The sequence below is a fragment of the Rhizobium sp. Root1220 genome (assembly GCF_001426265.1).
Taxonomy (GTDB): Bacteria; Pseudomonadota; Alphaproteobacteria; order Rhizobiales; family Rhizobiaceae; genus Rhizobium.
Window position 1 is genome coordinate 30486 of record NZ_LMDG01000003.1, and the last position, 19611, is coordinate 50096.

At 56.8% G+C, this 19611-nt stretch carries 21 protein-coding genes and 1 pseudogene; 19 read left to right on the top strand and 3 right to left on the bottom strand.

All coding sequences use genetic code 11. The features are described from left to right. Positions 1-20: 20 nt before the first annotated feature. The 8 genes from ASC90_RS04205 to ASC90_RS28630 all read left to right on the top strand — a co-directional run bounded on the left by ASC90_RS04205 (position 21) and on the right by ASC90_RS28630 (position 5533). On the top strand, positions 21-590 hold the full coding sequence (locus ASC90_RS04205; protein ID WP_056535819.1) for an OmpA family protein: 570 nt from the start codon (positions 21-23) through the stop codon (positions 588-590). Positions 591-622: 32 nt separating this feature from the next. Beyond that, positions 623-1321: a hypothetical protein gene (locus ASC90_RS04210; RefSeq protein WP_056536166.1), complete on the top strand. Its 699-nt coding sequence runs from the start codon at positions 623-625 to the stop codon at positions 1319-1321. Positions 1322-1474: 153 nt separating this feature from the next. Further along, positions 1475-1873, top strand: a complete 399-nt coding sequence (locus tag ASC90_RS04215) for a hypothetical protein (RefSeq protein ID WP_056535822.1) — start codon at positions 1475-1477, stop codon at positions 1871-1873. Between the two features lie 82 nt (positions 1874-1955). Next, complete coding sequence (locus ASC90_RS27630) at positions 1956-2423, top strand: hypothetical protein (protein WP_200950837.1); 468 nt, start codon at positions 1956-1958, stop codon at positions 2421-2423. After that, positions 2363-2854, top strand: a complete 492-nt coding sequence (locus tag ASC90_RS04220; RefSeq protein ID WP_056535824.1) for an ion channel — start codon at positions 2363-2365, stop codon at positions 2852-2854. Before ASC90_RS27630 ends, ASC90_RS04220 begins: the two co-directional genes overlap by 61 nt. Before the next feature lie 108 nt (positions 2855-2962). Next, complete coding sequence (locus tag ASC90_RS04225) at positions 2963-3430, top strand: DUF992 domain-containing protein (RefSeq protein WP_056535826.1); 468 nt, start codon at positions 2963-2965, stop codon at positions 3428-3430. A gap of 157 nt (positions 3431-3587) precedes the next feature. Beyond that, a complete protein-coding gene (locus ASC90_RS04230; protein WP_056535829.1) occupies positions 3588-4655 on the top strand; it encodes a YihY/virulence factor BrkB family protein in 1068 nt (355 codons plus the stop codon). A 539-nt stretch (positions 4656-5194) separates the two neighbouring features. Then, positions 5195-5533, top strand: coding sequence for a hypothetical protein (locus ASC90_RS28630; protein ID WP_156392829.1), 339 nt, complete (start codon positions 5195-5197; stop codon positions 5531-5533). 51 nt (positions 5534-5584) lie between these two features. Here the strand turns inward: ASC90_RS28630 and ASC90_RS04240 are convergent, their stop codons facing one another. Both ASC90_RS04240 and ASC90_RS04245 read right to left on the bottom strand, forming a co-directional pair. Beyond that, positions 5585-6403, bottom strand: a complete 819-nt coding sequence (locus tag ASC90_RS04240) for a Ku protein (protein ID WP_056535836.1) — start codon at positions 6401-6403, stop codon at positions 5585-5587. 11 nt (positions 6404-6414) lie between these two features. After that, positions 6415-7302 carry a Ku protein gene (locus tag ASC90_RS04245; protein ID WP_200950838.1) on the bottom strand — a complete coding sequence of 296 codons (888 nt, stop codon included), beginning with the start codon at positions 7300-7302 and terminating at the stop codon, positions 6415-6417. A 148-nt stretch (positions 7303-7450) separates the two neighbouring features. Here ASC90_RS04245 and ligD point away from each other — a divergent pair, with 148 nt between their 5' ends. Further along, a complete protein-coding gene (gene ligD, locus ASC90_RS04250; RefSeq protein ID WP_056535843.1) occupies positions 7451-10117 on the top strand; it encodes a DNA ligase D in 2667 nt (888 codons plus the stop codon). A gap of 172 nt (positions 10118-10289) precedes the next feature. Here ligD and ASC90_RS04255 read toward each other — a convergent pair. Next, positions 10290-10722 (bottom strand): annotated as a pseudogene (locus ASC90_RS04255) (L,D-transpeptidase); the annotation flags it as partial. Positions 10723-11169: 447 nt separating this feature from the next. On the opposite strand from ASC90_RS04255, the gene ASC90_RS04260 reads away from it, so the two are divergent. The 10 genes from ASC90_RS04260 (at position 11170) to ASC90_RS04305 (ending at position 19363) form a co-directional block, all read left to right on the top strand. Beyond that, on the top strand, positions 11170-11808 hold the full coding sequence (locus ASC90_RS04260; protein ID WP_056535846.1) for an AraC family transcriptional regulator: 639 nt from the start codon (positions 11170-11172) through the stop codon (positions 11806-11808). Positions 11809-12427: 619 nt separating this feature from the next. After that, positions 12428-13078: a hypothetical protein gene (locus tag ASC90_RS04265; RefSeq protein ID WP_056535849.1), complete on the top strand. Its 651-nt coding sequence runs from the start codon at positions 12428-12430 to the stop codon at positions 13076-13078. An 855-nt stretch (positions 13079-13933) separates the two neighbouring features. Further along, positions 13934-14290: a hypothetical protein gene (locus tag ASC90_RS04270; protein ID WP_056535852.1), complete on the top strand. Its 357-nt coding sequence runs from the start codon at positions 13934-13936 to the stop codon at positions 14288-14290. A 169-nt stretch (positions 14291-14459) separates the two neighbouring features. Further along, a complete protein-coding gene (locus ASC90_RS04275; RefSeq protein WP_056535855.1) occupies positions 14460-14972 on the top strand; it encodes a DNA starvation/stationary phase protection protein in 513 nt (170 codons plus the stop codon). Positions 14973-15032: 60 nt separating this feature from the next. Continuing rightward, positions 15033-15509 (top strand): DUF992 domain-containing protein, encoded by a 477-nt coding sequence (locus ASC90_RS04280; RefSeq protein ID WP_056536168.1) that lies wholly within the window; start codon positions 15033-15035, stop codon positions 15507-15509. Positions 15510-15996: 487 nt separating this feature from the next. Then, a complete protein-coding gene (locus tag ASC90_RS04285) occupies positions 15997-16365 on the top strand; it encodes a DUF488 family protein (RefSeq protein WP_056536171.1) in 369 nt (122 codons plus the stop codon). A 360-nt stretch (positions 16366-16725) separates the two neighbouring features. Then, entirely contained in the window at positions 16726-17319 is a 594-nt protein-coding gene (locus ASC90_RS04290) for a HupE/UreJ family protein (protein ID WP_056535858.1), read from the top strand. Positions 17320-17343: 24 nt separating this feature from the next. Further along, positions 17344-17553: a DUF2945 domain-containing protein gene (locus ASC90_RS04295; protein WP_056535861.1), complete on the top strand. Its 210-nt coding sequence runs from the start codon at positions 17344-17346 to the stop codon at positions 17551-17553. Positions 17554-17555: 2 nt separating this feature from the next. After that, the gene (locus tag ASC90_RS04300; RefSeq protein WP_244480296.1) at positions 17556-18131 is read left to right on the top strand and encodes a DUF488 domain-containing protein; all 576 of its coding nucleotides are present in this window, start codon (positions 17556-17558) and stop codon (positions 18129-18131) included. A 197-nt stretch (positions 18132-18328) separates the two neighbouring features. After that, entirely contained in the window at positions 18329-19363 is a 1035-nt protein-coding gene (locus ASC90_RS04305) for a DUF4331 family protein (protein WP_056536174.1), read from the top strand. Positions 19364-19611 lie beyond the last annotated feature (248 nt).

A 19611-nucleotide genomic window follows, 5' to 3' on the forward strand; every position in this document is an offset into this window, starting at 1 on the left:
CCAAGGACAGGGGAAACAAGATGATCTTTCATGGCCTTCGCATATCGATGGCACTGGGCCTACTTCTGGCCCCGTGCATTGCTTCCGCCCAGCAGCTCGACAACAGTCAGATCATGAGCACGCTCGGGCAAGTGAAGTCCGCAGCACCCGCAGTCGACGTCGCCCTGCTCGTAGAGGAAGCCAACGCCAATGTCGGTAAGGGGGTCGCGGCACTCCCCAACTGGAGCAAGCTGTCGGAGCTTTCGCAACTGATCGTCGAGATCGATTTCGAGAACAACTCCACCGCCATTGAGCCAAAATCCTATCGGACGGTGGGGCTGATTGCGGACGCGCTGCACCACCCGGACCTGTTCCGATACAAATTCCTGATCGTCGGGCATTCCAGCTCGACAGGCAACGCCAAGCACAATCTGGAACTCAGCCAGAAGCGCGCCGACGCCATCAATGAGGCGCTGTCAACGACGTTCGCAGTTTCACCTGATCGCCTCTTCTCGGTTGGGTCCGGTGAGGAATGGCCGATCGATCCCGGCCACCCCGAGTCTGCCGACAACAGGCGCGTTCAACTGATCAATCTAGGGCTCCTGAAATAGGGAGTAGTCATTGTCAAACTGGAGGATGAATGATGCTAAGACTCTCAGCAGTAAGCATGATCGCGGTCGCGGCGAGCCTTCTATCGATATCGCCGGCCTTCGCGCAGGACGCCATGTCGGCTCCGGCGGAAAAGACGATAGGCGCGACCAAGTCAAAAATGGTGCCATCGCTTGCCGTCCTTAATTCCGGAGGGGCGAAACTCGAGGGTGGCAAGCTCACGATGAGCGGCATCTCGGCGGTGTCGATCGTGTTTGCCGACCGCCCGGTCCGATCAGCGGGCCACGTGCTGACCTCCGAGTTCATCAAGCAATGGGGTGAGGGGACTGACAGCTTCGCCAAAGACCCACCCAACGCGACGATATCTGTACTCAGCGCCAAGGGGGATTCCGTTGCCGACGCGGTGGTCGTCCTGAAAATGCCGAAGTTAGAAGGCGGAAACCTGACCTTCGAGGTCGCCGTGCTCGAGGGCGATCTCACCGGGGCAGATGGCCCCGCGTCGCTGTTCATCGACTGGTTCGCAGCCCGCGGTCCTTATGGCGGCGTCGCCGTTGGGGGCGCTGGCTTTCGTGCTCCGGTCTTTCGTGGGGCCTATTACGGGCATCCGTACTATGGCGGAGCCGTGGCGGCCGGGGCTGTGCTGGGAGCGGCGGCCGTGGCGTCCGAATATCGTCCTTACTATGGCTATCGCCCTCCGGCATGCGGGTACTACCCGTATCCGCCCTGCTACTAAGCGAAGGCCCTCGGGCCGACGACATTCGCCGTTCGCTTCCACCGACGTGCATTGATTTCACACGGAGGATAATCCTTTGAGGAAGAAAATTGCGTTCGCGTTCACCGCACTGACCGCCTTCACCCCGGCCGCTGGGGCGGATGGGGGCTCTACATGTTGAAAGGAAAGTCTGTCTTCAACTACAACATGCTGACGCTCGCTCAGTATCGTTGGGTGGGACAGGACCCGCTAACTCCCGGAAAGCATGAGATCGTCTTCGACTACACCTATGACGGACCGGGGATCGCCAAGGGTGGCTCCGGCGAACTGAAAGTAGACGGCAAGGTTGTCGCCACCGCTAAGCAGGAAAACTCGATGGCCTTCCTGCAGGTGGCCGACGAGACCTTCGATGTCGGTGATGACCTTCGTACCGAGTTGAACCCCAACGACTATCACTTGCCGTTCCCGTTCGATGGCAAGATCGACAAGTTGTCCGTCCATCTCGGCCCGATGCAGCTTGAGGCAGCCGACCAGAAGAAGGCCAACGACGCCAAGGTCAAATCAGGGGACTAGGTACGCCTGATAGCCAACGCCAGGGTCGATCGGCGGAAATGTTTCGCCGATCGACAAATGCGCTTTACGGTGGAGACCAGCCATGCCCTTGACGTTGCTGTTCACGATAGCGGCATTGATCGAAGCCCTCACCGGGTTGGCACTCGTCATTCTTCCCAATGCGGTTGCGCAATTGTTACTGGGCGAGCCGCTATCGGGCGCTGGTCCGGCGGTCGCCCCACTCACGGGGATTGCATTGTTCGCGTGGGGTGTCATGGCGTGGGCGGGCAGGGAGGCTCCGAGACGAAGCCCGGCTCTTGTGGCCATGCTGACCTACAATGGACTAGCCACCATCTATCTGGCGATCGTCCTGATCGACGGAGAATTTGTCGGACCGTTGCTGTTGCCCGCAGTCCTTCTTCATGCCTTGACTGCTACTCATTCAGAAATGGATGTCGGCAAACGACCGAAAGCAGTGAATGGTCGCACCGCAAACCAAGGATGTAACGAGTGGAAGTCATCTCGACCCCAAAGCCCGTTCTGGAAATTTTCGTCGGCACCCTGTTCTTGATCGTTGTCATCTTCGTGCATGGGGCCGGCATTCGGATCGTCAGTCGGCGGTTCAACGAATCTTGGATGCACGTCACCAGCAGGACACCGCACTGGAGACTGAACCTCATGCTCGCGGCGACGATCGCATCGCTTGCAATCCTGCATTTTGCCGAAACGCTCATCTGGGCGGTGCCGCTCTACGAGAGGGCGATCATCCCCTCCATGCGCGACAGCTACTACTACGTTCTGGAGAGCTACACGACGCTTGGAGAAGGGAGCGTCACCCTGCCGGATCGATGGCGTCTGCTTGGGCCGATCATCGCGATGTCAGGCCTGTTCACCTTCGGTTGGACGGGAAGCGTCCTTGTCAGCATCATGACGGATTTCAGCAAATTCGATCTGTCCCGAGCGCGTCGGGAGCACGCCGAGGAGCACGGCTCGGAGCCATGAGGCGTGGCGAACAGCTATCACCTTCGATCCGCCACCTACCGTCAGCGCGTAAAGGCGGCACCAACCTTCGTGGTTTGATGTCCACGATCCAAACGGAAAGGAACGACAATGTCAAAATACCGGATTGCTCTACTGGCCTGCTCGGCGCTTCTCATTCCACTCTCTGCGAGCGCGGCCCAGCTCGAGGTCGGCAAGCTAGACTGCGACATATCCGCAGGCGTCGGGATGATCATAGAATCGAAACAGACCGTCTCGTGCACGTTCACGCCATCGCTCCCAGGACCAGCGCAGACTTACAAGGGTTCCATCGATGAGTTCGGTCTCGCGATCGGCGACGTCAAGGCGGGCAGGATGGTCTGGCTCGTTTCGAGCATCAACGGTCAGCCGCTGGCTGGATTGCAGGGAACCTATCGAGGTGTCGCAGCCGACGCTAGCCTTGGTCTTGGCGGTGGTGCGAAGGTGTTGGTCGGTGGAAGCCAGGAAAGCGTTTCATTGCAGCCGCTCTCGCTGGAAGGAGAAGAAGGCGTCAACGTTGCAGTTGGCGTAGCTGCGCTGAAGCTTCAAGCTGTCGATTAACGGCAATTCGGGATAACGCTGTAGTGCTGCGCGCCCGGTCCTGAGATCGGGCGCGATAAGCGCCTTCCTACCACCTCATATATCAAACATGCCTCGTTGCATCCTTCATCCTGGTCGCGCGTTTAAACAAAGGCCTGCCGGGGAGGACGTAACAATCATGCACAGACCCTTAATTTCAACCTCTACTTTATTGATCGCGACGCTCGCGGCCGCCGTCGGTACAGTGATTTTGAGTTCGGCCGGGCGACACTCGGCGGAGACTATGCCGGGCAACAACGGCGATAATCGAGGACGACAGGCAGATGTGCCTGAGTCGATTCCAGCCAAGGGGCTGAAGGACGTCTTCTGGCGAATTTACGAGAAGCTGTTCGCTCATCGGGTGACCCTCATTGCAGCCGGCGTCGCGTTCTATCTGCTGCTGGCGGTCTTCCCGGCACTTGGTGCTCTCGTTTCCCTCTACGGTATCGTGGCTGATCCGGCCACGATCTCGGATCATTTGCGCGACCTGTCGTCTTTTCTCCCACCAGGAGCGTTCGAGATGATCGAGGAGCAGATCAAAAGCATCGTGGAACGTCGAGACAGCACCTTGGGCATCGCGTTCTTCCTTGGGCTGGGGATCGCGTTGTGGAGCACGCACAATGCCACTTTGGCGATCTTCGATGCCATGAACGTTGCCTATGAGGAGAAGGAAAAGCGGGGCCTGATAAAGCTGAACTTAGTCGGCCTCTGTTTCACGATATGCGCGATCCTGATGGCGACGGCGATGGTCTTTTTAGTCGGGGTGATGCCGGTCATATTGAAATTTCTCTGGCTGGACTCCTTCAAGGAGCAGACTGCACTTTTGGTGCGGTGGCCGCTGCTGTTGGTTGTCGTGATTGCGGCCGCGGCGGCTGTTTACAGGTTCGGCCCTAGTCGCCAGCCTGCGAAAGTTCGGTGGATGACCTGGGGGGCAGGCTTCACCGCTACAGGGTGGTTCTCGATGTCATTTGGTTTTGCGTTCTACTTGAACCATTTCGCGAATTACAGCGCGACCTACGGGACGCTGGGCGCGTTAATCGGGTTCCTTATGTGGACGTGGTTATCCGTCGTCATCCTTATTTTGGGCGCGGCTCTGAACGCGGAATTGGAGCACCAGACTGAGATCGACACCACAACCGGCACGCCAGTCCCCATGGGTGTGCGGGGGGCCTATGTAGCGGACACGGTCGGAAAGGCAGTCGACTAGGTCATCGCCGGGTTTGCGTTCCGCTAAGCTCGAGGCGCTGCCATTATCTGAACCCTCCATGGAGCTTTCCGATAAAATTTCTGCTGACGGTTCCTTCGTGGTGGGGTACTTTCTGAGAAACGAGCAGCGCTTCGGCCTCGGCCTGCATATCGCGTCGGAGATTGCCAAACTATCTGGGGGATTGTTCACGCTGTCGTTGAGGCGGGAGCCTTTGGGTGTACGCTGATAGGCCCAAGACCATCGACGCGTTGCGAGCGACGGATACCGTTGGTCTTTCCCTGCATTGATGCCTTGGTAGGCGGAAATCCAGCTGGACGACAGGCTCGTCTCTTCGCCGGATACCGATGCTGCCGGGAACCTCATGAGGCAGTCGAAGGTGGATGAGCCCACCGGATTTACAATGGTTCAACGGCGAACGGGCATCTGGACGGCTTCATCTCGGCAGCCCTTGCATGACGAGGAGAGCAAATGTTCCGAGGCTATGCATCCTTTTGGGGCATTCGGCGTTTATCGACATCGGCAACCAAGGAGGGACATCCATGACGAGAACCAAAACAAAAGGCTTCGCCAGTCCAGCGCAGCTTCGCGAGTATCTGGCAGACATCGAGATCGAAACTGCCGAGAAGGCGATCACTGAAGCAGCCGATCACGATCCCGAAGCGAACGCTAAAGAGTTGGCTTGGCTTCGCAAAGAGGTAGCCGATCTTCGGGAACGGCTCGCCAATGTAGGCGAACAGCCGCGGGATATTGATGCACCCGCCAAGTTTGAAATCCATAACTGGCTGCAGATAGCCGTAGCAGGTGCAGCCGTGTTTATCTTGGGGAGTCTCACCCAGCAAATCCGGACTGCAGCCTCTCTAAAGAGGCGCGCCTTTTGATGAGGAGCGCTGCTACGCTAACGGTTCCGGGTTGCGTCTAATGAACGCCAACTAGCCAGATCGTCGCGACTTCAATTCCTTTTCAACCGAAAGCTTCAGCGCGTCCATGATATTGACGATGTTGCTCTTTGGGGCGTCCACATCCGTCATGGCCTTCGTCGGTCTTTTCGTTGGCTTCAGATCTTTCTTCTTTGTTGCAATCAGCCTCAGCAGGCTTTCCTCGATCGGGTCGCTCACCATGTCTGGAGACCAATCCTTCGTGCGCTTGTTTATTACCTGCTCTACTGCGCTGACTGCTGTTTCGTCTGCTCTCTTATCGATCCCCGAAAAGTATTCATCCTCGGGCCGCACTTCGTCACCAAACCGCAATGTCCACACAACGATCCCCTTATCTCGCGGTTCCAGAACGATGGCCCGTTCGCGTCTGCCCATGACCACCCGCGAAACACCCAGCACCCCTTCGGCCTTCATCGCATCGCGAATGACCGCAAACGCTTCGTCACCAATCTTGTCATTGGCTGTGAGATAGAAAGGCGTTTCCAAGTAGACCCACTCAACGCTATCGCTGGGAACGAACTTCTCGATATCCATGGTCCGGACCGTGTCGAGTTCGACCGACTCCAAGTCATCATCGGTCAGGATAACGTAGTCGTTTTCACCGCGCTCATAACCCTTGGCTTCGTCTTCATCTTTCACCAGCTTGCCAGTAACCGAGTCGACGTATCGCGACATCACGCGGTTTCCGGTTTGCTTGTTAAGTGTATGGAAGCGCACTTTCTCAGATTCGGAAGTTGCTGGTGTCATTGCCACGGGGCAGGTGACGAGTGAGAGTTTGAGGTAGCCTTTCCAATAGGGACTGCGCGGTGCCATGTGCTTTTACCTCAGCTTGCTTTCTTTGAAGATGTCTTGGTCCTTGATGCCCTCGACGAGGAGGATGTGGATTTTTTACCAGCATTAGCGTTGGCGGCTTTCGGTTTGTTGCTGTTGGTCTTCCCGATACCAGCACTGTCGCGAAGGGCCTTTAGGAGATCGTTGGGTTTGAAAACCTTGACCAGCTTCGGTTTTGGAAGGGTTCGACCCTCCGACTTCGCCTTCACAAGATCGGTGAGGGCGTTTTCATACCTGTCATCGAACTTTGCTGGGTCGAACTCTCCCTTCTTGCTCGTTATGATATGCTTCGCGAGATCGAGCATCTCGCCGTCGATCTTAACCGCAGAAACGTCTTTGAAGGCGTCGTCAGACGAGCGAACCTCGTAGTCGAAGTTCAGGGTCGTTGCGATTAGACCACGGCCATGGGCTCTGATTAGAACGGTCCGGATACGACGAAACAATACCGTGCGTGCAATCGCGACGACATTTGACTTCTTCAGGGCGTCTCGGATTGCGATAAACCCATCTTCCGCCACATCGTCTGTTGGAACCAGATAGTAGGGCTTGTCGAAATAAACCTCGTCGATTTCGCCGCAGCGGACAAACGCTTCCGCCTCGAGCATCTTATCGGCGTCGGGAATAACGGCAGCGACCTCTTCCGGATCGATCATTATGTATTCGCCGCTCTCGATCTCAAACCCCTTTACCTGATCCTCCCGCTCGACCGTCTTCTCGGTTTCACCATCGACGAATTCCCTCCGCACGCGATTGCCGGTAGCTTCGTTGATCGTGTGGAAGGTGATACGTTCGGCAGTCGATGCGGCCGTATAAAGGCCGACCCCGCAAGTGATTCCACCGACCTTGAGATGGCCTTTCCATTGCGCGCGGTGACTGGTCATGATTTCCCCTCCGGTGTGTTAAGTCGTAACTGAACTCGGGCACAAACGTTCCGCCGGAACGAAGCTTCTCTGGCGACACAACCCCGTTTGTTTGGAACCAAAGCCCAGCTTGTGGCATTCCGACTCGCGATCGAGATCGGGGTTTTCCATGCCAGACAATCTTTCCAAATACCGGGCCAAGCGCGATTTCAAAAAGACCGCCGAACCAAGTGGGGTGGCCAACGTAAAGTCATCAAACCGCCGTCGATTCGTGATCCAGAAGCACGACGCCACCCGCCTCCACTACGATCTCAGGATCGAAATGGACGGCGTCTTCAAATCCTGGGCGGTCACGAAGGGGCCATCCCTCGATCCGCAAGATAAACGTCTGGCCGTCGAGGTCGAAGATCATCCGCTTGACTACGGTGATTTCGAGGGGACAATCCCGAAGGGGCAGTACGGCGGCGGGACAGTGATGCTGTGGGATCGAGGATATTGGCAACCCGAAGGGAATAAAACGCCGGAGGAAGCCCTGGCCAAGGGGGATTTCAAGTTCACGCTCCAAGGTGAGCGGCTGCAGGGCAGTTTCGTTCTGGTCAGAATGCGCAACGATCGCGATGGCGGAAAGCGGACGAACTGGTTGCTCATCAAGCACCAAGATGATTTCTCTGTCGAAGACGACGGCGCATCGGTCCTTGAGAAAAACAACACCTCGGTGGCTTCCGGAAGAACGATGGAAGCCATCGCATCTGGAAAGGGGCGAAAGCCTAAGCCTTTCATGGTCCAGAACGGCAGTGTCGAGGCAGACGCTGTGTGGGACAGCAACGAAGGTCTTGCGGCCGAAGAGCGCCAAGCCGGAACGAACGCCCGAGAGCAATCGTCCGTTTCAAGATCGAGAACGTCCTCAACCCGTTCCGCCAAATCCCGGATGCCCGATTTCATTCCACCGCAGCTTTGTGAAAGCTTAGAGCGCCCGCCTTCATCAAAGGGCTGGATTCACGAAATCAAGTTCGATGGGTACCGAATTCAGATGCGAGTGCAGAACGGTCAGGTGACACTCAAAACTCGAAAGGGACTCGACTGGACAGCCAAATACCCGGCCATTGCGCAATCCGCATCTACGCTTCCCGACATGCTCATCGACGGCGAAATCTGCGCCCTTGACGAGAATGGCGCTCCGGATTTCGCTGCGTTGCAAGCAGCGTTGTCGGAGGGCAAGACCAACGCGCTGGTCTATTTCGCATTTGACCTCCTTTTCGAGGGTGATGAAGACCTCCGCGACCTTCCGCTGACCGACCGCAAGGATCGACTTGCGACGTTGCTTTCTGATGTCGGGCCGCTGTTACGATTCGTCGAGCACTTCGAGACTGGCGGGGACGCGGTTTTGAGATCGGCATGCCGTCTTTCGCTGGAGGGCATTGTTTCGAAGAAGAATGACGCTCCATACCGATCGGGGAGGACAGCAACCTGGGCTAAATCCAAGTGCCGGGCTGGCCACGAGGTGGTAATCGGTGGCTATGCCACAACAAATGGAAAATTTCGCTCCCTGTTGGTTGGCGTCAATCGCGGTGATCATTTTGTCTATGTGGGCCGGGTCGGTACAGGCTACGGTGCGAAGGTCGTCGATACGCTGATGCCTCGACTCAAAAACCTGGAGACCACCAAGTCTCCATTCACTGGTATCGGCGCACCAAAGAATAACCCCGAAATCCTCTGGCTCAAACCGGAACTCGTCGCCGAGATCGAATTCGCGGGCTGGACGGCTGACGGACAGGTCAGACAGGCCGCGTTCAAAGGATTGCGCGAGGACAAGCCGGCAGCGGAAGTCGAGGTGGATAGACCAGCTCCACCCTCGAAAACCGAGGTCCCTGAGCCAACCGGTGGCAAGACAATGCCAAGTCGTTCGCGCACCGGCGGGAAGGTGGAGGTCATGGGGGTCATGATCTCCAGTCCTGACAAGGCATTGTGGCCCGATGCTGGTGACGGCAAACCGGTCAGCAAGGTCGAACTGGCGCAGTACTATGAGACCGTGAGCAATTGGCTGATCGACCATATCAAAGGGCGGCCTTGCTCGATTATTCGTGCACCGGACGGGATTGGCGGCGCGCAGTTTTTCCAACGCCATGCCATGCCGGGAACGTCGAATCTGCTAGAGTTGGTCACGGTGTCCGGCGACAAGAAGCCGTACCTCCAGGTTGATCGTGCTGAAGGACTCGCTGCAATCGCACAGATTGGCGGGGTGGAATTACACCCCTGGAATTGCGCACCGGATCAGCCAGAGGTGCCTGGGCGTTTGGTTTTCGATCTCGATCCTGGCGACAATGTCGATTTTGCTGCGGTGATCGAGGGTGCACGCGAAATCCGCGATCGTTTGGAAGAATTGGGTCTCATAAGTTTCTGCAAGACAACGGGCGGGAAGGGCCTCCATGTCGTAGCCCCGCTCGCAGTGCCCAAGGGAAGGAAGCTGAGCTGGGACGAGGCCAAAGGCTTTGCCCACGACGTCTGCCAGAATATGGCTCGTGACAACCCTGAGCGGTACCTGATTAAGATGTCCAAGGCTCAGAGGGACGGGCGGATTTTCCTCGACTACCTCCGCAATGACCGGATGTCGACGGCAGTTGCGCCGCTGTCTCCTCGCGCTCGGCAGGGCGCGACAGTTTCGATGCCGCTGAGCTGGAGTCAGGTGAAGTCAGGGCTTGATCCCAAGCGTTTCACGATCCGAACAGTTCCTGAATTGCTGAAAAACAGTACAGCATGGAGGGATTATAGCAACGCTCAGCGTCCGCTGGAGCAGGCTATCAAACGTTTGCGCAAGGCGAAAAACCGGGCGGCGTGACCCAAGTCGGCACGCTGGAGACCGTCGAAGCTTCGCTCGAAAGTTCGCCATTTGTTTTGCCGGACACTACGCGAAAGCGCACTTTTCATCTTCCCGGAAAACATTGGGAACCACGGGACCTTTACACTGCGTCCTGTGGCTTGTGCTGTGACTGACGCGCCTCCGGGAGCGTCTAGTCTACAAAGTCTACCACGACGCCTGGCTTGACCATGCTAGCCAACTCCTCGACGTCCCAGTTTGTCAGCCTGACACAGCCGTGAGAGCCTGCCTTATCGATCAGGGAAGGCTCCGGTGTTCCGTGGATACCATACGTAGGTTCGGAGAGGTCAATCCACACGGTGCCAACCGGATTGTTTGGCCCGCTAGGGAGTTTCCAGCTTCTGCGTGTTATTGCCCTGCTGGAAGTTGATTTTCGGATTGTAGACGTACTTCGGATCACGTGCGACACCGTTGACCTTATGCGTGCCCTTTGGGGAAGGATTGTCCTCGCTTCCGACCGTCGCCGGATAGACCGCGAGGATCGAGCCCTCCGCGCTGAATGCTATGACCTGTCCGTTCTTTCGGTGAGCCTCAATCCGTTTTACCTTCCCGTTCCTGGGTGCACCGATCACGAATCTCCTCCCGCGGAACATAGATTTCAGGCAGCCTACTCCTCCTCCCAAGAATGTCTGATGAAGGTGACGCTCCTCCTCCGGCTGCTGTTCTCTATTAGAGAAGCGTGCCGCAACCTACGCCCGCGGAGGGAGCGACCTCCTGCAAATACAAGGTGAAGTTGGCGGCATGGAGGTTTCCGATGCCCGCAAGCTAGAGGCTCTGGAAGATGAGAACGCCAAGTTGAAGAAGCTGGGGGGTTCTGATGGCGTTTGCCTTTAACTTGTCTTGGAAATGTCGTCGGGGCTTGCACACCAGGACAGGCGCAATGGTACGTTGGTACTAATCCCCAGAGTCCGAGGTCGCAACTAACTGCGATCCTAATGGAATATCTCCAACTCTGTCGGCACTTCATAATCGGGCCAGTCACAGAACGCCAATTGCCTTCAAGGAGATTGAGGATGTTAGCAACTGGAGCGATAACCCGACCGGAACTGAAGAGCGAAGTTCTTGATAGCGAGACCTCCGCAGAGGTCCACAGCCTGCTTCTGCGGGCGCTAAATTGCTATCGCAATAACGGGGCAAACGCCGTAAGACTCGTAACGAAAGCGTCACGCATTCTCGGTGGCTGCAACATTCCCCAGGAAGAGGATTTCACGGGACAGGATTCTGCGTCTCGCGGCCTTGCAGCGTGGCAGGCGTCGAAGATCAAAGCGCACATCTCGGAGCGGTTGTCTACTTCAATTGCAGTGACTGATCTCGCCCAAATCGCAAATCTTAGCACGAGCTACTTCTGCACGCTCTTCAAGACTACGTTCGGGCGTTCGCCGCATAATTACGTCTTGGCACAGCGCGTCGAGCGCGCCAAACTTCTTATGGAGACGACAAACGCTCCATTGTCACAAATCGCTCTGAGCTGCGGATTGTCCGATCAGGCGCACCTTTCCCGCCATTTCCGCCGTTTCACCGGGTCCACTCCAAGCGGCTGGCGTCGGCGGCGAATTGGCACGCGTTTCGATTCTGCCAGCTCGGCAGCGCACGAAAGTGGTGCGATGATTTTAAATGGTAGGGACGCGTCGCTACAATCCCTAGTGTCTTAGCTTCCCAGCGTCGCAAGACTGCGCTGCTCGCGTCGAACCCGATTCCAAAAGACAGTTACAAGCAAGGAACTCTGACTATGATCAGACGTAGACGCTATCCCGTGGCTCACCCGACTTCGGCCGGACACTCCCAATTTGCATTTTTCGCGCTGCTGGGGTTGATCTGCTATACCATAGTGGTTGCTGTGACGGTGCTTCAACGTTCGCCTGAGGCGACGGTTCGGGTTTACGTTCCAATGGCCAGCATCTTTGCGCCGCAGGACAGCCAGACGTTAGGATAACCCCTTCCGGAATTGGAGCGATCCGTATTTAAGATTCGTACCGCGCAGCGTTTGAGTTCTGTCCGTTCTCATCGTGCAGGTAGGGCGCATTTCGCGCCCGCGGGCTGTCCGAACACCCTGAAATCTGGCATGTGCCAAAACGTAACTTGGCGCAGGGTGGTCTAGAGCTTTGGTAACGGGGGCTGAGCTGCGGCGTGGCGCGGTATGAGCAAAGTCGGAGCTGCCGATTGGACCATGGCCCCTATACTGACGTGTCATGCCGCCGAGCGTCAGTACCATAGTTCCACGTCGGACCACGAGCTAAAATGCCTTATTTAAACAATGGTGAGGCAAGGCCCATGACCTTCAAGTTCGAACGAGCCGGAAGCCCGGCACGGAAGGGGCGCAGTCTCTCTGTGTTTCGGTCGCTCCGTCATATCGGCTTTAAAAGCATCAGCATCCGACCCGATTGCGAACGCGTCTCCGACGGCCCATCCGTATTCCACGAGCTTGATTTTTGTGTATCGGGAAATGTCTCTGTGCAGATTTGGCGGAATCGTAAAAGGGCCGAAACCCTCATCGCGGGCAAAGGAGATTTTATCTTCATCCCTGCCGGAACAACCTACAGCCTCTATTGCACGAACGACGAGCCGACAACGTTGGTGTCCGCAACCGCGCGAGAAGGCGTAGACGTGAACGCCCTACCTCTTGATACTGGTGCTGCCCCGCCATTGCCAGCGGCAGACTACCATGCTGGCGGGCCTCAACCCGTGCCGTTCGAACAGGTCAACGAAGCGCACCACCTAGAAGACGTTGGTGACGAGGACGGGCATGTTGTCTTGTTCTTCGATCGGCGTCCGTACGACACTGCCCGAGACGGAACGATCGGCCGGGTGTTCCATAAGCAGGTAATCGCTAGGGAATTTGGCGTAAGCGAAACGGAGTTGCCGGAGCTGTCACTTAGCTTTTCGGAGCCGCTCGTCATCCGATCCATTTCCATAGCGGAGTAATCGAGTGTCGCGGGCAAAAGTGTGCTTGCCTGCCATTTAACGGAACTTGGATAAACCTACCCCGGGCCGTAAGAGCGAAGGGACCGGCAGTCTTCAGCCTAGATTTCGCGCGATCGTCTTGCCGGGGTCGTGGCCGAGAGCGGAACACCGCGAAACGTTGTGAAAGTCGGGTCGGCGAACAGAATAATACACCTCACTATCCGCCAATCAATTCGAGCGCGGACGATTGGCCGGGACCGATCCACGGGACATTCTGGTTAGCGGCGTTCTGCCAGACAGTGGCAAGACCGATCAGCCACGTAAAAACGTCGAAAAATCTCTTACCAATCCTTAGACGTCCGCACTTGCGCAAAGTTCGCGCGTGTCGCCTCTCGCACTCTGCGGACATCGCATTCCTTCAACGTCGTCAGGCAACCTTCTTAGCGATCTCTCAACACGGAAGTAAGGATCGGATGCTCTGAGCGTACGAACCTGCTGCCTTTGGAGAAGAGGCCAGCGATGCTGGTACCGCCAAGGAAGACCAAAACCCTTGAGTTGTTCGGGAGCGATCGTTTCATTGTGGCATTTGCTCCACAAGCCGCACATTCTTGTCAGGAACGGGATGCTGTCGCCCGTCGAGTTCGAGAAGCCGCAGAAATTTTAGTCCGAGGCTGGCTACGAAACTCGGACCAATTCATTGTGCAAGCAACGAAGGTCCGTGCAACCAACGTATGACTCACACTCCACCTGGGTTCAATTTTTTCGGGCTTAGCGGCGGAATACTATCGTTGTGCCTGCTCTAGACGAGAGCTGCGCCCCGCTAACCCGCACGATGCCTGATGTTCGGCTCGTGTACATCGTAGAAGGAAGCATGACATGAACCGTGTAGTGAATTTTGCCGTGGCCGCAGTCATTTCGTCGATGGCTCTCGCTGGAACAAGTTACGCCGACAGCCTTGCCATGAACGACGGTCCAGAAATCGAGCGAACGCTCGTCACTTTCGACCAGCCCTTCGACGTCAAATACTTGAACGATTATCAGAACCAAAAAACTCAGCCGGACGCTTCCGACGCCGCGCCGCCGCGGACGTCAGAAGGCGTGAAGAACCTCCAGGCTTCGATTAAAGCGAATAAGGATTTGACCAAAAAGCTCGAAGCGAAGGGTATCAGCGTCGATAACGTTGTTAACGCCCAGCAGGCGGCGGACGGCAGCATTACCTTCTTCATCAAGTAAGCAGCTCTCCGCCTGGCTCGCATTATCTCATGGGGGCCGGGCGGCGCTCATTGAGAGGAGCCATTGGGCGGCGCGGGTATATTCAGATCGCCCGCTCGTAGGTATGTGCACCAACCCCAGCTTGCGGTTGGTGTTCTTGGACAACCCGACCCCCGAAGGAGTTTCTGCCTTGACCCACCATCCCATCACCAAAATCGAACCATCTGCGCTCGCCACGCCCACCGATCTTTCTTCAAACGCCACAAGTGATGTTGCGGCAGCCCTAACGGCGCTTCTTGCAGATGTGTTCGCTCTCTATCTGAAGACCAAGAACTTCCACTGGCACATGTCCGGTCCGAATTTCCGGGACTACCACCTAATGCTTGATGAGCAGGGTGAGCAGATCTTTGCGATTACGGACGACATTGCGGAACGCGCCCGCAAGATAGGCGGTACTACGTTGCGTTCGATCGGACAGATTTCACGCTTGCAAAGGCTGCTGGATAACGACGCGGAATTCGTGACGCCGGACGATATGCTGGCGGAGTTGCGCGACGACAACGAGCAACTCGTGTCGATCCTCCGAGAGGTACATGTCCTTGCGTCCGACTACGACGACTCCGCAACGACGAGTCTGATCGAGAATTGGATCGACCAAGCCGAAAGGCGCACCTGGTTCCTGTTTGAGGCAACACGCCGGTGACGAAAAGCATCGTCGGGGCTTCTCTCAATTTAACTCATGATCAAACTCAGAGGTATGACAATGCTGAAGCTTTTGCTTTTTTATGGGTCCGCGGCGGCCATCTCAGTAGCTGCGGCCAATGTCTCGAATGCAGCCGAACACGTCGAAGTCGGGACCCTGGACTGCGACGTTGCAGCAGGAGTCGGAGTAATCATTGGCACGCAGCAGGAGGCGCGTTGCACGTTCACGCCGTCGGCATCCGGTCACGTCGAGCGATACACGGCGAGAATCAACGAATTTGGAATCGACATCGGTGAAGTCAAGGCAACTAAGTTGGCTTGGTTGGTCTATGCGCCTACCAGCCGGGACAAGGCGGCGCTTTCCGGAACATACTCTGGTGTTACGGCGGACGTTGCAGTCGGCATCGGCCTTGGTGCAAATGTTCTGATCGGCGGTCTGAATGGCACGATCTCGCTGCAGCCGATTTCGGTCAAGGCGGAGGAAGGGGTCAACATAGCGGTTGGCGTCACTTCGCTGACCCTCCAGGCGTCGAAATAGCTCTAACGCATCCTACGGGTGCGATCGAGCGCATGCGTAGGTTCTAGTCGGTTGCCGGACAGCCTGAGTAAGCGCCCGCCCCACTCCTTGGAAGCAGTCCAAAGGCACGCCTGCCATAGAAGGATAGACGCATAGTCGACGTGAGCGAGATTGATCGTGTGCAAAGCTTCCGGAAAAGGGCTGCGTGGCCCCGGTGTGAACAGTTTCACTCGAGCATCATCGGCCAATCGGTCGCGCCCTACGGCTACACGGTCGATTAGTTCGTCAGCAAACGCAGCAATACTTCCTGCAGCACGGTGCAGGCTCGATGGCGGTCGCCATGAGGCGGAGGTTCCTCGTGGAAAGCTGATTGCCCGGGCAGTCCTTCATCATGACGATCTCCGACGCGTTCTATTCACGGGCACGGTCGTCACTGCTGCTATTGTTCGATGGTTCGGACCCGCCGCGATCAGACGCGACGACGCTGCAATGGAGAGAGGAGAGTCAAATGTCGCTGCAAATAAAGCGCATCTACGAGCCACCGAGCCCCTTCGACGGCGACAGGATTTTGGTCGACCGGCTTTGGCCGCGCGGAGTGTCTAAGAAAGGCGCGCGCCTCGACTCCTGGCTGAAGGACGTGGCCCCGACTCCTGAGCTACGAGAGTGGTTCGATCACAGGCCCGACCGGTGGGAAGAGTTCGAAAAACGATATCGTGCCGAACTGGTGCACAATCCTGCGTTCGCCGATCTTTGCAGATTTGTCGCAGGACACTCCGTCACTTTGCTCTACGGAGCCAAGGACAACAAACACAACCACGCATTGGTGCTCGCGGATGCGATAGCTGCCACCCTCAAGACCTCTATACTGCATCCGTAGTTGCGTCGGACCGACTGCCTACGAACACGGCGACGGATCTATAACACCAGTCGCGGCTTTGTTGCCCCATTTGGAACCCTCCAGACGCCGTTGTCTCATTATCCCTTGCGGACGTACGAGGCCGGCGCATGACGTTTGATTATACAGGCCCAAAAAAATACCTGCGATGCCATCACGGCTTTCATGGAGCCTGCAAAGGTGCGTTTCCATCATTACACCTTCGTGTCACCCCCATGAGTCCTTGATCGAATTTCGCTCTTTGTGACTACGGCTTACCAATAGTGCAAGCAGGCGATCCAGACGGCGTCGATGACGATCCTCCGCCTGCGAAGTAAACGATCATCAACGAAGGATAAGCCGATGTCGAAGTTTTCAAAATTGACGACCGCTCTCGTGGCGTTTGCGCTCGTCCCCTCTCTGGCTCTCGCCCACACAGGTGTGGAAGCGACTAGCGGTCTCCTCCACGGCTTCGTCCACCCGATCTCGGGCATCGATCATGTGGTAGCGATGATAATGGTCGGGGTGTACGCCTACCAGTTGGGTGGGCGCGCGAAGCTGCTGCTTCCCACCACCTTCGTCCTTGCCATGGCGTTTGGAGGGCTGCTCGGTATCTCGGGCATTCGGTTGCCCTTTGTCGAAACCGGAATTGCGCTCTCCGTCGTGACCGTTGGAGCCGTCGTAGCGCTCGGCGTTAGCGCGCCGACCGCGGTGATTGCTGGCATCACTGGGATGTTCGCTGTATGCCATGGTTACGCCCATGGCGCAGAAATGCCGGGTTACGCTGCGGGCGGGACATACGCAATAGGCTTCCTGCTGGCAACTGCACTCCTACATTTAACAGGCATGGCGTTCGGCGCTTCGTCGGAAAGGATGTTGGCTGGCGGAAGCGCCGCACGTTCCTCTGGGGGCCTCGCTGCTTGCGCAGGCGTAGCGCTGCTTGCTGGTCTCATTTGAGCACAACAATTGCGAGGTTCCAAAATGCCGAAATATAGAATTGGAGACGATGTAACGTGGAATTCTGAGGCAGGCCATGTCAGTGGCACGATCATCAAAGTCCATGTGAATGACTTTGCCTTCAAAGGCTACAACCATCACGCCACGCCCGACGAGCCTCAATATGAGATCAAGAGCAGCCGTACTGATCACGTGGCCGCCCACAAGGAAAACGCGCTGTTCAGAAAGGGGTGACGGTGGGCTTCTTTACGGTCGGCCATTCGAACCGGTCTCTCGACGAGTTCATCGATATTCTGGAGGGTGCGGGCATCGATCTAGTGATCGACGTCAGAGCCTTCCCTCGCTCCCGTGAGAACCCATCGTTCAATATAGACACCTTGCCTGACAGCCTTGCCGCCGCGGGAATATCCTACGAGCATTGCCGAGATCTGGGCGGCCGCCGCGGCCGCCAGCCTGATGTTCCCAAAGAGCTCAATTCGTTTTGGCGAAATGAGAGTTTCCATAACTACGCAGACTACGCCCTGTCGGGACCCTTCCGGGATGCCTTGGGGGAGATCACAGGCGACGGCGTGTCCTCAGATATCGCCCTCATGTGCTCGGAAGCCGCGTGGTGGCGGTGCCATCGCCGCATAATATCCGATTATCTCGTTCTCGGTGGTTTCGAAGTCCAGCACCTGATGGCACCCAACCGTTCGGTAGCCGCGGTGGCCACACCTGGAGCGGTTTTTACAAGCGAAGGAAACGTAATCTATCCCGCGGAGCCGACTGGCGGCACGGCAGCCACGGGCGATCGCGATGCGGGTTGCTGCTAGATCGCCTCAAAATTCCAGACGTCCGCGCGGCGGAGCAATATTGTCCGAAGGTCGAATGCTTCTAGGCTCACGTCTAATATTAGTAAAAAGGCGCGACCAGTAGAATGAGCCAAGAAGCGCGGATCAAGATCATGGCCAGAGGCCATGCACTGAGCGCTTCCCAAAACCTTCATCCACTACTGACCGGGAGCAACGATGTGTCTCACCATTTAGATTCGCCTCTAGCACGCCAGGACATTCGCCTCGATATCACCGATCTATACGTGTTCAGGGGACAAATCGGTACGGTCTTTGCGATCAATGTCTGCCATTCTATTTTTGGTCCCATCCCGACGCCTGGATTTCACCCTGAAGGCATGTACGAGTTCAAGATTGATCTTAACGGCGACGCGGTCGAAGACATTACTTACCGCATGACCTTTGAGGATCGGGACGAGCAGGGAAAACAGCGGTTCGTTCTCCGTCGAATAATCGGAGGCGCAGCTATCAACCCAAGCGAAGTCGGCGACGTGATTGTCGAGGGCGAGACAGACAAGGAATGCAAGACATCGACAGGCACAAGGGTTTGGGCGGGCAGGGCGGGTGACCCGTTCTGGATAGACCCCGATGTACTCCACGCCGTCGGCCACGCCTTTGAAGATGGCACGACGATCAACCTAAAGCAGTGGACACCCGAAGCAGCGAAGAACCTGTTCGCAGGACAGACCGTCTTTTCGATTGTGCTCGAGGTTCCCGACGAGGAGCTGCGCGGAAATATCGGGGGCAACGATCGGCTCGGCATTTGGGCAGTCGCAACACTCGCTACCGACGCGGGCGGTTGGCGCTCGATCAACCGCATAGGCCTGCCAATGATCCACCCGTTGTTCACGCAGTTTAATGGCGACCTTGGCGACCGCTTGAACGCCGGTCGCCCTGTCGACGACTTCGCCGTCCACGGCGCAGCGGTCGTCAAAGCCATCTCGGGAGTTGTCGCCGCCTACGGAACTGCGGAGGATCCACAGGTCTATGCGGAGCGACTTGCGCACAGACTGTTTCCCAATATCCTGCCTTACACGGTAGGGACTGAGGCTAACTTCGGGTTCTCTGAGTGGAATGGTCGATCGCTCACTGACAACGTCTCGGATGTGATGTTCTCGTTTGCCGCGAACACACCAGTTGGTCTGGGCATAGGCAAGGAATCAGTCAGCTCGAAGCCCTCGAAGACGTTTCCATACGTTCCGTCCACGCCGTGATCGCAGCGAGGCTTCTAACGCGTAGCCGCCTGGCAACACCGTCTCGCGCTTTCTTGTGGCGCGGGAACGGGTCGTTCGGGACGATAGTCGCAGGCCTTCAGAAGCGTTCTGAACATTGACCTTATCCGGCTGTGCCGGGGAAAGGTTTTGCCCCTGCGTGCGTCTTCACGATCTGGAAGGTATCCAATCCGGACATAGCATTCGCGGAATTGCCGCCGAATAAGTCTTGCCCGTACGGAAATGCTGAC

Bases quoted from the DNA above. Each gene is read 5' to 3' on its own strand.
- ASC90_RS04280 (WP_056536168.1), top strand. From the start codon at position 15,033: ATGCTGAAGCTTTTGCTTTTTTATGGGTCCGCGGCGGCCATCTCAGTA.
- ASC90_RS04205 (WP_056535819.1), top strand. From the start codon at position 21: ATGATCTTTCATGGCCTTCGCATATCGATGGCACTGGGCCTACTTCTG.
- ASC90_RS27630 (WP_200950837.1), top strand. From the start codon at position 1,956: ATGCCCTTGACGTTGCTGTTCACGATAGCGGCATTGATCGAAGCCCTC.
- ASC90_RS04270 (WP_056535852.1), top strand. From the start codon at position 13,934: ATGAACCGTGTAGTGAATTTTGCCGTGGCCGCAGTCATTTCGTCGATG.
- ASC90_RS04215 (WP_056535822.1), top strand. From the start codon at position 1,475: ATGTTGAAAGGAAAGTCTGTCTTCAACTACAACATGCTGACGCTCGCT.
- ASC90_RS04285 (WP_056536171.1), top strand. From the start codon at position 15,997: ATGTCGCTGCAAATAAAGCGCATCTACGAGCCACCGAGCCCCTTCGAC.
- ASC90_RS04290 (WP_056535858.1), top strand. From the start codon at position 16,726: ATGTCGAAGTTTTCAAAATTGACGACCGCTCTCGTGGCGTTTGCGCTC.
- ASC90_RS04210 (WP_056536166.1), top strand. From the start codon at position 623: ATGCTAAGACTCTCAGCAGTAAGCATGATCGCGGTCGCGGCGAGCCTT.
- ligD (WP_056535843.1), top strand. From the start codon at position 7,451: ATGCCAGACAATCTTTCCAAATACCGGGCCAAGCGCGATTTCAAAAAG.
- ASC90_RS04265 (WP_056535849.1), top strand. From the start codon at position 12,428: ATGACCTTCAAGTTCGAACGAGCCGGAAGCCCGGCACGGAAGGGGCGC.
- ASC90_RS28630 (WP_156392829.1), top strand. From the start codon at position 5,195: ATGACGAGAACCAAAACAAAAGGCTTCGCCAGTCCAGCGCAGCTTCGC.
- ASC90_RS04260 (WP_056535846.1), top strand. From the start codon at position 11,170: ATGTTAGCAACTGGAGCGATAACCCGACCGGAACTGAAGAGCGAAGTT.
- ASC90_RS04230 (WP_056535829.1), top strand. From the start codon at position 3,588: ATGCACAGACCCTTAATTTCAACCTCTACTTTATTGATCGCGACGCTC.
- ASC90_RS04225 (WP_056535826.1), top strand. From the start codon at position 2,963: ATGTCAAAATACCGGATTGCTCTACTGGCCTGCTCGGCGCTTCTCATT.
- ASC90_RS04245 (WP_200950838.1), bottom strand. From the start codon at position 7,302: ATGACCAGTCACCGCGCGCAATGGAAAGGCCATCTCAAGGTCGGTGGA.
- ASC90_RS04240 (WP_056535836.1), bottom strand. From the start codon at position 6,403: ATGGCACCGCGCAGTCCCTATTGGAAAGGCTACCTCAAACTCTCACTC.
- ASC90_RS04295 (WP_056535861.1), top strand. From the start codon at position 17,344: ATGCCGAAATATAGAATTGGAGACGATGTAACGTGGAATTCTGAGGCA.